General features: G+C 32.1%; 7 protein-coding genes. All 7 read right to left on the bottom strand.

Annotated elements, in window-relative coordinates; genetic code table 11:
• Positions 1–101 precede the first annotated feature (101 nt).
• Positions 102–1,526 carry an Asp-tRNA(Asn)/Glu-tRNA(Gln) amidotransferase subunit GatB gene (gene gatB / locus L21TH_RS08300; RefSeq protein ID WP_006313956.1) on the bottom strand — a complete coding sequence of 475 codons (1,425 nt, stop codon included), beginning with the start codon at positions 1,524–1,526 and terminating at the stop codon, positions 102–104.
• A 25-nt stretch (positions 1,527–1,551) separates the two neighbouring features.
• On the bottom strand, positions 1,552–3,015 hold the full coding sequence (gene gatA / locus L21TH_RS08295) for an Asp-tRNA(Asn)/Glu-tRNA(Gln) amidotransferase subunit GatA (protein WP_006313952.1): 1,464 nt from the start codon (positions 3,013–3,015) through the stop codon (positions 1,552–1,554).
• 59 nt (positions 3,016–3,074) lie between these two features.
• The gene (gene gatC, locus L21TH_RS08290) at positions 3,075–3,362 is read right to left on the bottom strand and encodes an Asp-tRNA(Asn)/Glu-tRNA(Gln) amidotransferase subunit GatC (RefSeq protein WP_006313947.1); all 288 of its coding nucleotides are present in this window, start codon (positions 3,360–3,362) and stop codon (positions 3,075–3,077) included.
• Positions 3,363–3,453: 91 nt separating this feature from the next.
• Positions 3,454–5,463 (bottom strand): NAD-dependent DNA ligase LigA, encoded by a 2,010-nt coding sequence (gene ligA / locus L21TH_RS08285; protein ID WP_006313946.1) that lies wholly within the window; start codon positions 5,461–5,463, stop codon positions 3,454–3,456.
• A gap of 109 nt (positions 5,464–5,572) precedes the next feature.
• Positions 5,573–8,812, bottom strand: a complete 3,240-nt coding sequence (locus tag L21TH_RS15100; RefSeq protein ID WP_006313944.1) for a UvrD-helicase domain-containing protein — start codon at positions 8,810–8,812, stop codon at positions 5,573–5,575.
• A 91-nt stretch (positions 8,813–8,903) separates the two neighbouring features.
• Positions 8,904–9,806, bottom strand: a complete 903-nt coding sequence (locus L21TH_RS13800) for a transposase (RefSeq protein ID WP_006313942.1) — start codon at positions 9,804–9,806, stop codon at positions 8,904–8,906.
• A gap of 159 nt (positions 9,807–9,965) precedes the next feature.
• The coding region (locus L21TH_RS14570) for a PKD domain-containing protein (RefSeq protein WP_034429777.1) at positions 9,966–13,691 on the bottom strand (3,726 nt) is incomplete at its 5' end.

The raw sequence follows: 13,691 nt of genomic DNA, 5'->3' as shown, positions 1-13,691 counted from the left end.
AACATTTTTTCTACCTTTCAAACTTGTATTTTACTTAATTACAAGCTATACAGTAAATATACTTTTTTAGACAATAAAAAGACGAGATGTAAATCCCGTCTTTATTGAATACTCTCTCTTATTAATTTATTTGCCAACTGAGGATTTGCCTTTCCTCTTGTAGCTTTCATTACTTGACCTACAAGGAAGCCAAGAGCTCTGTCTTTACCATTTTTATAGTCTTCTACCGATTGTTGATTTTCTGATAATACTTTATCTACTATTTTCTTTAATTCTCCTTCATCGCTTATTTGAATTAAGCCCTTTTCTTTAACAATTGTATTTGGGTCTTTACCTTCTTCAAACATAGCTCTCAATACTTTTTTACCTATCTTATTACTTATTTTACCTTCATCTATCAGTTTTAAAAGGTCAGCTAAATCTTTAGCAGTAAAGCTTACGTCTTCTATTCCTATGTTCTCCATATTTAGTCTTCTTGATATATCTCCCATAATCCAGTTACTTACTTGTTTTGAGTCGTCAAAGTACCTAATTGTCTCTTCAAAAAAATCTGCTAATGCCTTAGAAGAAGTTAGAACTTCTGCATCATACTCTGGTAAATCATATTGCTCTATAAATCTTTCCTTCTTCACATGTGGTAATTCTGGTAATTCTTTTCTTATCTCTTCTACCCATTCTCTATCTATTTCCATCTCAACTATATCTGGCTCTGGGAAGTATCTATAATCTGATACTTCTTCCTTTACCCTCATTACTATAGTTTCGTTCTTTAGTTCATCCCATCTTCTCGTTTCTCTTCTTGTATCTTTGCCTTCTTCTAATAGTTTCTTATGTCTTTCTTCTTCATATTCCATAGCTTTAACTGCTGCTTTAAATGAGTTTAAGTTCTTTAACTCAGTTATAGTACTTCTTTTTCCAGTTTCTTCATCTACTATGTTGATATTTACATCACATCTTAATGAACCTTCTTCCATTTTACAGTCAGATACTTCAATGTACTGTAAAATAGATTTTAATTTCTCTAAGAATAATTTAGCTTCTTCTGGTGAATTCATATCTGGTTCAGTCACTATCTCTATAAGAGGTACTCCACTTCTATTGTAATCAAGTAATGAACCACCATCTTCTGAATGTATTGATTTTCCTGTATCCTCTTCAATATGTATTCTTCTTAATCTTATTTTCTTTACTCCATCTTCTGTTTCTATCTCTACATATCCATTTTGACATAATGGCATATCATATTGTGATATCTGATATCCTTTAACTAAATCTGGATAGAAATAATTCTTTCTGTCCATCTTTGTTCTTTCAGATATCTCACAGTTAAAGGCCAATCCTGCCTTTATACCATACTCTACTACTTTTTTATTTAATACAGGTAATGCACCTGGTAATCCTAAACAAACTGGACAAGTGTGAGTATTTACATCTCCTCCGAATTCAGTAGAACAGTCACAAAATATTTTAGAATCAGTTAATAGCTCTGAATGTATCTCAAGGCCAATTATAGTTTTATATGGCACTTTTATACCCTCCAATCTTTAGTTCTTATTCGCCAATTTTAGGCTGTTTTCTTTCAAAATTACTATTTTGTTCATAAGTATAAGCAACTCTTAACACTTTTTTCTCTTCAAAAGCATTTCCTATAATTTGTAATCCAACTGGTAAGTCGTTTGCATAGCCACATGGTATAGACATACCGCAAATACCAGCCATATTTACTGATACAGTTAAAATATCTGATAAATACATTGATACTGGGTCCGTTGCCTTCTCTCCTATTTTAAATGCTGTAGTAGGAGTTGTAGGTGATATTATTACATCATAGTTTTCAAATACCTTTTCAAAATCCTGCTTAATAAGTGTTCTAACCCTTTGTGCTTTTCTATAATACTCATCATAATATCCTGAGCTTAATGCATAAGTTCCAACCATAATTCTTCTTTTTACCTCTTCGCCAAATCCTTGGCTTCTTGTCTTAACGAATAAGTCTTCTACAGAATCATAGTCTTTTACTCTATTACCATATCTTACTCCATCAAATCTAGCTAAATTTGAACTAGCTTCTGAAGGAGCTATTATATAATATGTAGCTAAAGCATATTCTGTATGAGGTAGTGATACTTCTTCTACTGTCGCTCCTAAATCTTCTAAAACTTTAATCGCTTCGTATACTTTATTTTTTACTTCTGCATCTATACTATCGTCAAAATATTCCTTAGGTAATGCTATTTTTAGTCCTTTAACGTCATTTACTAAAGCTTCTTTGTAATCTATTTTTTCCCTGTTTATAGAGGTAGAATCTTTAGAATCATATCCTGTAATACTATTTAATGCAATAGCACAATCCTCTACATCCTTAGTAAATGGACCTATTTGGTCTAATGATGAAGCAAATGCAACTAAACCATATCTAGATACTAAGCCATATGTAGGTTTTAAACCAACAACTCCACAGAAGGAAGCTGGTTGTCTTACTGAGCCACCTGTTTCTGAACCCAATGCAAAAGGCACTTGTCCTGCTGCAACTGCTGAAGCAGAACCTCCACTTGAGCCACCAGGAACCCTTTCTAAATCCCATGGATTTTTTGTTGTTTTATAAGCTGAATTTTCTGTTGATGAACCCATCGCAAATTCATCAAGATTTGTTTTACCTACTATTATAGCACCTTCATCCTTTAATTTCTTAACTACAGTAGCATCATAAGGTGGTACAAAGTTTTCTAATATTTTAGAGCCACAAGTTGTCTTAACTCCTTCAGTCACTATATTGTCCTTTATAGCAACAGGAATACCTGCTAAATCTCCTAATTTTTCTCCATTCTTTAAACGTTTATCTATTTCTCTAGCACTTTTTATTGCTTCTTCCTTATTTAGTGAAATAAAGCTATTTAGTTTGGCTTCTGTTTCTTCTATTCTATCAAAGTAAGCTTTTACTATTTCCTCTGAGGATATTTCTCCTTTTCTTAACATGTCTCTTAACTCGTGTATGGTCAATTTTGTTATATCCATATTTTCACCTCGCTCTGTTTTTCTAAGTAATTCTATTTTCTGTATGAAATCTTTAACCTTTAGCCTAAAACCTTAGGTATCTTAAAATATCCATTTTGCTTATCAGGAGCATTTGATAAAGCTTTTTCTCTAGAAAGCGACTCTTTTACTACATCTTCTCTCATCACATTTTTTACTGGATGAGGATGATATGTTGGCTCCACACCTTTAGTATCTACTTCCTTTAATTTATCTACATATTCTAACACTGATGCAAACTTTTCAGTAAAGTCCTGAATCTCGTCTTCACTAAACTCTAATCTTGACAATTTAGCTACGTGTTTAACGTCCTCCTTAGTTATAGCCATAGTTTTTCCTCCTTTTTCGTTTATAGACAATTTACTAACTCTTATTTACTCTCAAAAACTATAATACAATAAGTTATTATGTGTGTAAACTTTACGAAACAATACCATTTTTTTCGATTATCTCTTTAAATTCTTCGTCTTTAATTATTCTAATACCTAGTTCCTCTGCCTTTTTAAGCTTTGAACCTGCTTTTTCTCCCACTATTACAAAATCTGTTTTTTTACTCACGCTACCTGTAACTTTTCCACCCATTTTAGTTACTATTTCCTTTGCTTCTTTCCTGCTTATACCTTCTAATATTCCAGTTATAACTACAGTTTTTCCAGTAAATACTGTATCTAAAACCTCTTTTTGTTCTTCAAATGTTGGCTCTACTCCTGACTTTAATAGCTTTTGTATGTTAGCCTTTATTTTATCATCATGGAAAAACTCTATTATACTATTGGCTACTTTATCTCCTATATCAGGTATGGCTATTAGTTCTTCATATGTAGCCTTCATAATTTTATCAAGGGATTTAAAATTATTGGCTAAATCGGTAGCAGTCTTTTTACCAACATTAGGGATTCCCAATGCGAATACAAAAGAGTCAAGTCTACATTTTTTACTATTCTCAATAGCATTCAATAGATTTTCTGCTTTCTTTTTACCAAATCTATCTAATTTAATTAAATCAGCAAAGGTTAAATCATATAGCTCTGGTATATCCTCTAATCCTAACTCTTCATATAATTGTTCTGCAGTTTTTTCACTAAATCCTTCTATATTCATTGCATCTCTGCTGGCATAGTGAACTAATCTAGACACTAATTGAGGCTTGCATGATAATGAGTTAGTACAGAAAATATGAACTCCATCTCTAATTAGCTCAGAACCACAGGCCGGGCAATACTCTGGTTTCTTTATAGGCTCTGGGTTTTCACAGCTATCCTCAACTGTACCCATTATTTCAGGTATTACATCATTTGACCTTCTTATCCATACTCTACAGCCTTTAGCAACCTTTTTTCTTTGTATATCATCCCAGTTATTAAGTGTGGCACGTTGTACCGTTACTCCCCCTATCTCAACTGGCTCTAATACCGCTGTTGGTGTTACTTTACCTGTTCTACCGACATTCCAATTTACACCAATTAATTTTGTAGTAACCTCTTCTGCTTTGAATTTATATGCCACTGCCCATCTAGGAAACTTCTGAGTATATCCTAGTACCTGTCTTGTTTTCATGTCATTTATTTTAATTACAAGTCCATCGGTAAGAACATCTAATTTTTTTCTCTCTTCCTTTAATCTTTCTATTTCTTCTATAAGGTCATCTATATTATCAAATTTCTTAATATAATCGAAAACAGGAAGTCTATTTTCTTTTATGAATTCTATCATCTCAAGATGAGTGTCAAATTCTTTACCTTCTATATACCCTACATTATAAAAATATGCTATAAGGTTACGCTTAGCTGTTACTTTAGGGTCTAGGTTTCTTAGTGCTCCAGCTGCTCCATTTCTTGCATTCTTAAGGGGCTCATCGGCTGTCTTATTATATTTTTCTAAAGCCGATAAAGGCATTAATCCTTCTCCTTGAATCTCAATAGTACCTTTGAAATCTATACTCAGTGGTATTGATTTTATAGTCTTTAATTGGGGTAAAATAGCTTCTCCTATTTCTCCATTTCCCCTAGTAGCCCCTTGAACTAAATTACCATCCTTGTATGTTAAGTTTATTGTAAGTCCGTCAAATTTATATTCCATAACATAGGTAGGCTTTGGTAATTTATCTTCATTTGCTAAATTATACTGCTCAATTAATCTCTTTACTCTATTATCCCAGTTTTTTAATTCTTCTACACTTTGGCATTTATCTAAACTCCATAGCTTACCTAAGTGTGTATGCTTTTCAAATTTATCTAGAGGCTCTCCACCTATTCTTTGAGTAGGAGAATTAGGTAAAACCTCTCCTGTCTCCTTTTCTAAACGCACTAATTCGTCATATAGTTCATCGTATTCTTTGTCACTAACCTTAGGCTCATCAAGGGTATAGTAATAATAATTAAGGTCATTTAATATCTCAACTAATTCCTTCATTCTAGATAGTTTATCCATTTATTTCACCTCGATTCTACATTTCCCATTATAGTATATTTTTGTAGTAGCTCACATAAGATGTGAGCTACATATGTTTTTATCTTATATATAAAATTTAGAATTATATTTATAATATTTCTATAGGTGCATATTCTAGCATAAGTTTCTTTACTCCTTCTCCATCAAAGGCAACTGATATTTCAGTGCTACTTCCTTGCTTCTTCACTTGTACTACTGTTCCTACACCCCATAATTTATGTTTGACCTTAGCACCCACTTGTACTTCTTTCTTACCATTACTGCTAGGCTTACTAATCGTTTCAGGTTTATATCCCATAAAGTATTTATTAGAATTACCAAATCCTTTATTTGCATTTACACTCTTTGAAATCTCATTACAATCGTTTATAAGGTTATCTGGTATTTCATCAATAAATCTTGAAACACTGTTATAGGATGTACGTCCGTATATAGTTCTAAAGTTAGTATATGTTAAATACAATTTCTCCTTTGCCCTTGTTATTCCAACATAACAAAGTCTTCTTTCTTCCTCTAGGTCATCTTCACTTGTTAACGCTCTAGATATAGGGAATATTCCCTCTTCCATACCTGCTAAAAATACGACAGGGAACTCTAACCCCTTAGCACTATGCAATGTCATAAGGGTGATACAGTTAGTTTGACTTTCATCTGTCTTATCTATATCTGATAATAATGAGATGTTTGCTAAGAATTCTTCTAATGTCTTTTCTTCACTTGTCTGTTCAAAATCTAATGCAACTGACAAGAACTCTTGTATATTCTCTATTCTGGTCCTAGATTCTATTGAATCTTCTTCTCTTAGTTTGTTTAAATATCCTGTTTCATCTATTACCTTTTCAATAAGCTCCTTTACTCCTATAATCTCCTTCATTGCAATGAATTTACCTACCATAGAGGCAAAGGATTTTAACTTAGTTATAGCTCTCTGTGATAAGCCCGGTACTTCCTCTGCGTCTAAAATAACACTATATATGCTTTCTCCTTTTTGAAGGCTGTATTGTTCTAGTTTTTCAATAGTCTTTTTACCTATTCCCCTCTTAGGAACATTTATAATTCTCTTTAAACTAATATCGTCTAATGGATTTTGAATCAAACGTAAATATGCAATTATATCCTTTATTTCTTTTCTATCGTAGAATTTAAGTCCACCAACAATCCTATAAGGAATATTAGCTTTTATTAGTGATTCCTCTAGCACACGGGACTGGGCATTAGTTCTATATAGTATAGCAAAGTTAGAATAATCTACATCCTCTTTTCTGCTTATTTCTCTAATCTTACTTATTATAAAATTAGCTTCATCGTGCTCATTATCTGCTTTATATATGTTGATAGGGTCTCCTTCATTGTTTGATGTCCATAATCTCTTGTTTTTTCTTCCCCAGTTATTTGCTATAACCGTATTTGCAGCTTCTAATATAGTTTTAGTGGAGCGATAATTTTGTTCAAGCTTGATTACTTTTGCTTGAGGATAGTCCTTTTCAAAATCTAATATGTTTCTTATATCTGCTCCTCTCCATCCGTAAATAGAATTATGAACAACAACTCCCTCACATATAAACTGTCTAAAGTGAGGTATAGATAAATCATAAACGTATCCATCATATTCTTCAAATGTTACTTCTTCTACTATATCTTCAATGATTTCATTTTTATCTAAAATCGCAATACTCATTGAAGGTCTTAAATGAGATATTGGCATATAATAATAACTATTATCTTTAGTTAATTTAGCTCTTTTTATTATATCTATAACTCCATCTAATTGAGCTAATTTCTTACCATATAAATTAGCTTCATCATAATCTTTTCTTTCAGTTTCAACTCTCCATGTATCTTTTTGTCCAGCACTTACTGGAAAGCCTTGATTTTCAACAGCTTCCTTCAGATTATCTCCAGTAGTATTAAAAGCAATTCTATGGCTATGCCATCCTGAAGTTTGACCTGTCTCTTTTCCTCCGAAAAAGTTTAGATTAATTATTCTTCTTTTAGTATTTCCCCTTGTTACACCATTGCATCTATGATGAGGGTATTCTTCAAAAATTAACAAATCATTCATTAACTTTAATGCTGCCTTCTCTGTATCTATTTCATTAAATATCCTGTCTATATACTCTTGATTAAGGGACATATTTCTACCTTGAGCATGAAATACTGTTGTTGGTATACCATATTTTGTTGATAACAGCTGTTCATAATAGGTTGCCTCTTCTTTACTTGTACAAACTCTTAGTATCCACATTTTATCTCCGTGTTCTTGATTCAGTCTAACCCCCTGTGTTTGTCCTATTCTATATCCTTTATCCCTTCTATACATTAGATAAACGTAATGTACTCCAGGCTGAGGATTCATTTTTCCAAAAACTATATGATTAGGAGTAGCAACTATTTGTTTACCAGTTTTAGTTTTTACTTTTACTGCGGGACCTTTATATTCTTTTTTTAGTTTCTTGTTTACAGTCCCCACCATAACTTTACCGTGACCACCAGCTGACAGTACTTTACTTTCTGCATCTAACTCTTCAATAGATTTAAGTCCATCTGGAGTATATATTTTTGAATCCTGTGGAATACACTGGTCATCATCGCCCACAACACATATATTCATGTGCTTTTTAGAAACTAATCTTACTAATTGGTATTGTGCTCTATTAGTGTCCTGATATTCATCTACTAAGATATATCTAAACTTTCTTTGATAAAACTCTAATACATCAGGATTTTTTATAAATAGCTCTATTGTTTTAACGATAAGGTCATCAAAGTCAAGGGCATTGTTACCCTTTAATTTCTTTTGATATAGCTTGTATATTTCTCCTTTTTGTCTTTCTCTAAAGTCACCTTCATTTTCCTTTATATATGTATCCGGGTCTTTAAGTATATCTTTTTGAGAACTTATAAAGCCTAGCATAGCTTTAGGGTCATAAAGTTTTTCACTTAAATTCATTTCCTTTATACAATCTTTTATAAGGGTCTTTTGATCAGATGTATCGAATATAACGAAGTTTCGATTGTATCCTATTTTGTCTATATCTCTTCTAAGTATTCTTACACATACTGAGTGAAAAGTCCCAACCCAGATGTCTTCTACCCTATTTTCTATTAATAATCCGATTCTCTCTTTCATCTCATCTGCAGCTTTATTAGTAAATGTTATTGCTAATATGTTTTCCGGCAATACATTCTTTTCGTCTATTAAATATGCAATTCTACGGGTTAGTACCCTTGTTTTACCACTACCTGCTCCTGCTAATACTAAAAGTGGTCCTTCTGTGGTCATAACAGCTTCCTTCTGTGGCCCATTAAGTCCTTCTAAGTAACTCATTAATAATTTATCCTCCCTTATTATACTTTTCTCATTAGCCTCACCCTTTATTATATAAAAAAAAGACTATAAAACATAGTCTTTTATGGGGTCAGGCCTGAATAAGTGAATAACTCTTCACTAATTCAACAATCTTGTTTACTTCTTTATTTCTTTTACTCGCACCGCTTCTTATTTTTGATACCATTGATGAAGAAATATTTAGTTTATTTGCTAAATTTTCATTAGATATATTTACATATTCTTCACTTAATAAAACTATAGCTTTCCTTATATCTGAATATCTCTTAATTCTTGTTCTTTTAACAATATCTTCTATTTTAACTTCACATATCTCACATACCTTTTCTATAAGTTCGTCTATATCTAATGTTGTCGATTTAGTATTATTTTCTTCATACTTGTTAAGACATTCCTCTTGATTAATTAAATATTCTTCTGTACTTATTACATTATTATTCTCTTTCATAAACTCTTTATATCTTTCTATAGCTCTACTTAAATTTTTTGAAAAAAATCCTAATACAAATTCTGTCTCTACTAAATCGTTATCTTTTCCACTAATATATATTCTATAGCTACTCCACCTATAATTTAATCCTTCTTTGAAACCAGCTTTTACTGGATTCATATGGATATATTTTATTAATTGCAACAAATAATCATCTTTGTTACACAACTCAGCCTTATATCGCTGTTGAAATACATGGCCTTTCCTGTTATATTTTTTATTATATCTTTGGGTATAGCTTTGTTGTATTCCTTGCATTATCTTAGATAGAGATGTATTTTCTCTCTCAATTAGCATATGAACATGATTATCCATTATGCAGTAAGCAAAAAGTTTGAATCCATATCTTTCCTTATACTTTTTTATTAACTGCAAATAGCTTTCCTTGTCTTTGTCTTCCTTAAGGATATAGTCTCCGTTATTCCCTCTACACATTACATGATGTAATGCTCCTTTATAATCTATCCTAGGCTTTCTTGCCATTTTACCCTCCTTTATTTTTGACTTTTGCCCCTAAGTCTAATCTATATGTAAAATTTATTTTCTGTCTTAGTTTATAGTTTTCGCCTTTTGTTAACATTTCCCTTCTTAATTCTATTTATTTCTTTGAAATTTAAAATCTAGAATAAGTTATTCACTTATTCAGGCCTGACCCCGTTTAATATTTATACAAATCTTTTCAGCTTCTAAATCTGTTTTAACGTAAGTGTCAATTTTAGCGTTTAATTCTTCCAATTTACTATCATCTACATCCCCTATTGTAAATACAATATCTACTTTATTACTTGGTGCTACCTCAAAGTCTACTATTGGAGCAGTATTATCTACTTCTATAGTTTTGTACTGATAGCTTTCTCGTCTATCCCCTGTATTAACAAACTCTGATAAAGTCGGTTGGCCGAATTCATCTTTTGCCATAAATTCAAACTGATATTTACCTACATGATTAACTTTTACAGTTGCCCTTTTATTTACTGTATCTATTGGTACTGTACCTACCCAACTTTCGTCATTAAAGTTTCCGTCATTATCAGAGTCAAATCTATATCTTATTCTTTGAATATCAATAGTATCTTCATCATCAGAACTAGCTTGAATGTTATAGGTAATCAGTTCTGCTCTTTTACTGTCATCTGCATCTCTGTAAGCAGTAGGAATTACATCAAAGTTAATATTAGGAGTTGTATCTTCATGTACTGTTATAATTTTTTCTGCAAATGGTGATTTTTTGCCGAAAGTATTAGTTACTTGATACCTTACCTTATATTGTCCTTCTTCTTTAAATAGTAATGTTTCATCTAGCTTATCGTTGTTTCTTATAAACTTAGTACTACCACCTTGGTTAACTAATGCTCCACCACTTCCGTTTTGTATTTTAATAACTCCTGTTCCTTGATTATCTAATGGTATTATCTCCCAATAATCTTTTGAATGGTCTATTGAATGCATTTCTGGTCCATAGTAGTCTTGAGCATAACTAGAATTACCATCCATTTCAAATTTTCTATTTTCTTTTATATTAAATTCTCCACTAGGCCATCTTAAACTTGAATTATCTTTAATAACAGCAGTTGGTAATGGATATACCCTTATAGTTTCAGAATAAGAATAACTTTGCCCTATTTCATCAGTTACGGTTGCAGTAAGTTCATAAAAACCACTTTCTTTAAATCTAATTGCTCCACCATTTTTATCTAACATATTATCGGTGTAAACATTTAGACTAGCAGGCAGCATAACACTTGGATCACTTTCACTAGCTCTTTTTAAAGACCAATCTACTGTAGTAGTAGGTACTTCCTCGTCTTTTATAACAGTAGATAGATTTAAAGTATCATCTGTATATGCCCAATCTGTCATAGAAAACTTAATGTCGGGTATCCAGTTAACGTCAAACACTTTTGTTATAGTGTTTTCTTTTCTATCACTAGGGGTTACAAATTTATCTATAGTAGGTTGTCCAAATTCTTCTTTTACTCTTAATTCAACTTTAAATTGTCCAGAATTGCCTTCTTCAAATGTTACTCCTATATCAAAATCAGTTTTATCGGTAAATGTAGCATATATATCATCATCTGAAAAATCTCCATTTTCATTATCATCACGAATTATAGTCCAATACCAACGGTCTATAATATCTCCATCATTTGATATAGAAAAGTCTTGTAAGTGTACTGTAGTACTAACAGGATTATTTTGAAAATCTGGATTAGCTCCTGTTATGTTAAAGTCGGGGTCGGGTATTTCATCTTCTTCTATTGTAATAATCTTTTCGATATCTGTTGCATCAATTTGTGGATGGTTAGGATTAGCGTCAGAAAAATTATTATGAACTCTAAGCCATACTTTATATCTTCCTGGTTCTTTAAATACTACATTTTTAATTTCATTATCAGATGTATCATTATCAATCTTTATAGAAGAAGGGTCTTGCCCATCCACAGGAGTTATACTCCATTCATTCCTATCTGTTTGAATTGGGTCTACTCTAGGAGTCAAACTATCTTTTGAACTTAATGTAACTAATCTATTTTCTTTAAGTGTACCACTCTCTGTTATTCTAGCAACAGGTAACGGAGGTATAATCTGTACTTGTTTAGTAATTGTAGAGGCATTAGTTATAGGATAAGTATAATCTCGAACCTCTAAAGTAACTTCATAAGTACCTTCTTCTGTAAAAGTTAAGTTTCCACCACTTCCACTTAAATAACCACTAACACTAGCAGGTTGCCCTGTATCTAAATTAATTGAAGGCATAGTCCATATTCTGCTAACTATATCGTTGTTAGGGTCAGTACTTCGGTCTGTAACTTCAATTGTTTCATTTGGAAAACCAAAGTCATACATATCAAAATCAGCTACTGGGTCTTGTGGTTCGGTATTTACATAAATCCTTTTTGAATAACTATCTTCATTTCCTCTTTCATCCATAACATAGAGTTCAACGTCATAATAACCCGATTGATTAAAAACAATTTCACCACCATAGGTATCTAAATTCATACTTTCTATATATAAACTAGAAAAATCACTATCTATATTACCTGTTTCATAATCATTTTGAGAATAAGCTATTAAATCTCCATCTGTTGTTCTAATTGTCCAATCAGCATATTTTTCGTCTTCCTCTTTATCCGTTGTAGCATTAACTAAATTAACTGGTAATGTAGTATAATGTGGGTCATCATTTGTAAAAAACACGTCTGGTGGTGTGTTTGAAATGGTCGGTCTTATCATTGTACTAGCTGTTGCTGTATCGGTATTTCCATTTTCATCTTCAATAGTAACTGTACTCCATATAGGAATTGTACCAAAAGCATTCACATCAGAAGGTCTTATTTCAATATACTCTGAATTTCTACTACTGCTACCACTTACACTATCACCATTAAGTTCATAATCTCTATCATCAATTCCTAAAGTCGCATATGAACCACTAGAATCTAATGTAACTCTTACTGATTTTGGTTCATCATTATCCCATTCTTTAGGCAGCCATTCTACTTCTGTTGGAGCATCAATGCTTAAATCTGCTATCACCTCAACAGGGATAGTACCGATTGTTACTTGTCTTTCTGTTTCAGCAAAGTCATTCATAGCATAACTGTATACTTTAACTTTTGCATAAATAGTTTGTCCTGCCTCTATATTATCAAGTGATGTTTCCCAAATTTCAGGAGTTGTATCACCTTCGTCTAGCTCTGGGTTTACACCTGCTCCTGCATTGCTATATGATGGGTCGGTATCAACCCAATATCTATATGCCAATCTTCCACCATTTGGTTCATTAGAATTTGAGGCATCTAGTGTAATATCTATAGTATCAGAAGTGCCATCATATAATGCATTTGGATCTGGTGTTACTACTAAATCTGTGTATATATCATCTGCCGAAAAAGGTTCTTCTACAATTAAAGTTATACTATCGGTCGCCTCTGCTATATCTATAGCTCCTCCATATGTTGAATAAAAACCTATACTTATAAAATTCACTGTATGTGTGCCTGTATTAAAATCTGACCTAGAAAGAGTTACATAGTGAGTTTTGGTTACTGATACTGTTTCGCTGCTAGTTTCTGCTGAAGAATAATCTATGTCATTACAATCCAATATAGTCCAAATAGACTTAATAAAAGCTGAACTAGCTCCATTTGATAACGTTAAAGTTGTTTTTGTTGTTATTGGTATTGTTACTTGGTCATTACCTCCACCTATTATATACTCATGTTGTGGAATGTTTATTTCTGCTTGTATATCAATTTGTCCTGGTATTTCTTCAATTTCAAAAGTAGCATATCTTAACCCTAACGTGGGATGTAAAAACTGAACAAATATACTGCCTTTTGATTTAATAGTCGGAGGGGATAT

This window comes from Caldisalinibacter kiritimatiensis (assembly GCF_000387765.1).
In the GTDB taxonomy this organism is placed as follows: domain Bacteria; phylum Bacillota; class Clostridia; order Tissierellales; family Caldisalinibacteraceae; genus Caldisalinibacter; species Caldisalinibacter kiritimatiensis.
Note: the sequence above shows the minus strand (reverse complement) of the source record. Positions and strands in the feature narration are given on the sequence as shown.

What these genes read in the sequence shown, in the direction of transcription:
- gatA (WP_006313952.1), bottom strand. Translation starts at nt 3,015, where the DNA reads ATGGATATAACAAAATTGACCATACACGAGTTAAGAGACATGTTAAGA.
- gatC (WP_006313947.1), bottom strand. Translation starts at nt 3,362, where the DNA reads ATGGCTATAACTAAGGAGGACGTTAAACACGTAGCTAAATTGTCAAGA.
- L21TH_RS13800 (WP_006313942.1), bottom strand. Translation starts at nt 9,806, where the DNA reads ATGGCAAGAAAGCCTAGGATAGATTATAAAGGAGCATTACATCATGTA.
- ligA (WP_006313946.1), bottom strand. Translation starts at nt 5,463, where the DNA reads ATGGATAAACTATCTAGAATGAAGGAATTAGTTGAGATATTAAATGAC.
- L21TH_RS15100 (WP_006313944.1), bottom strand. Translation starts at nt 8,812, where the DNA reads ATGAGTTACTTAGAAGGACTTAATGGGCCACAGAAGGAAGCTGTTATG.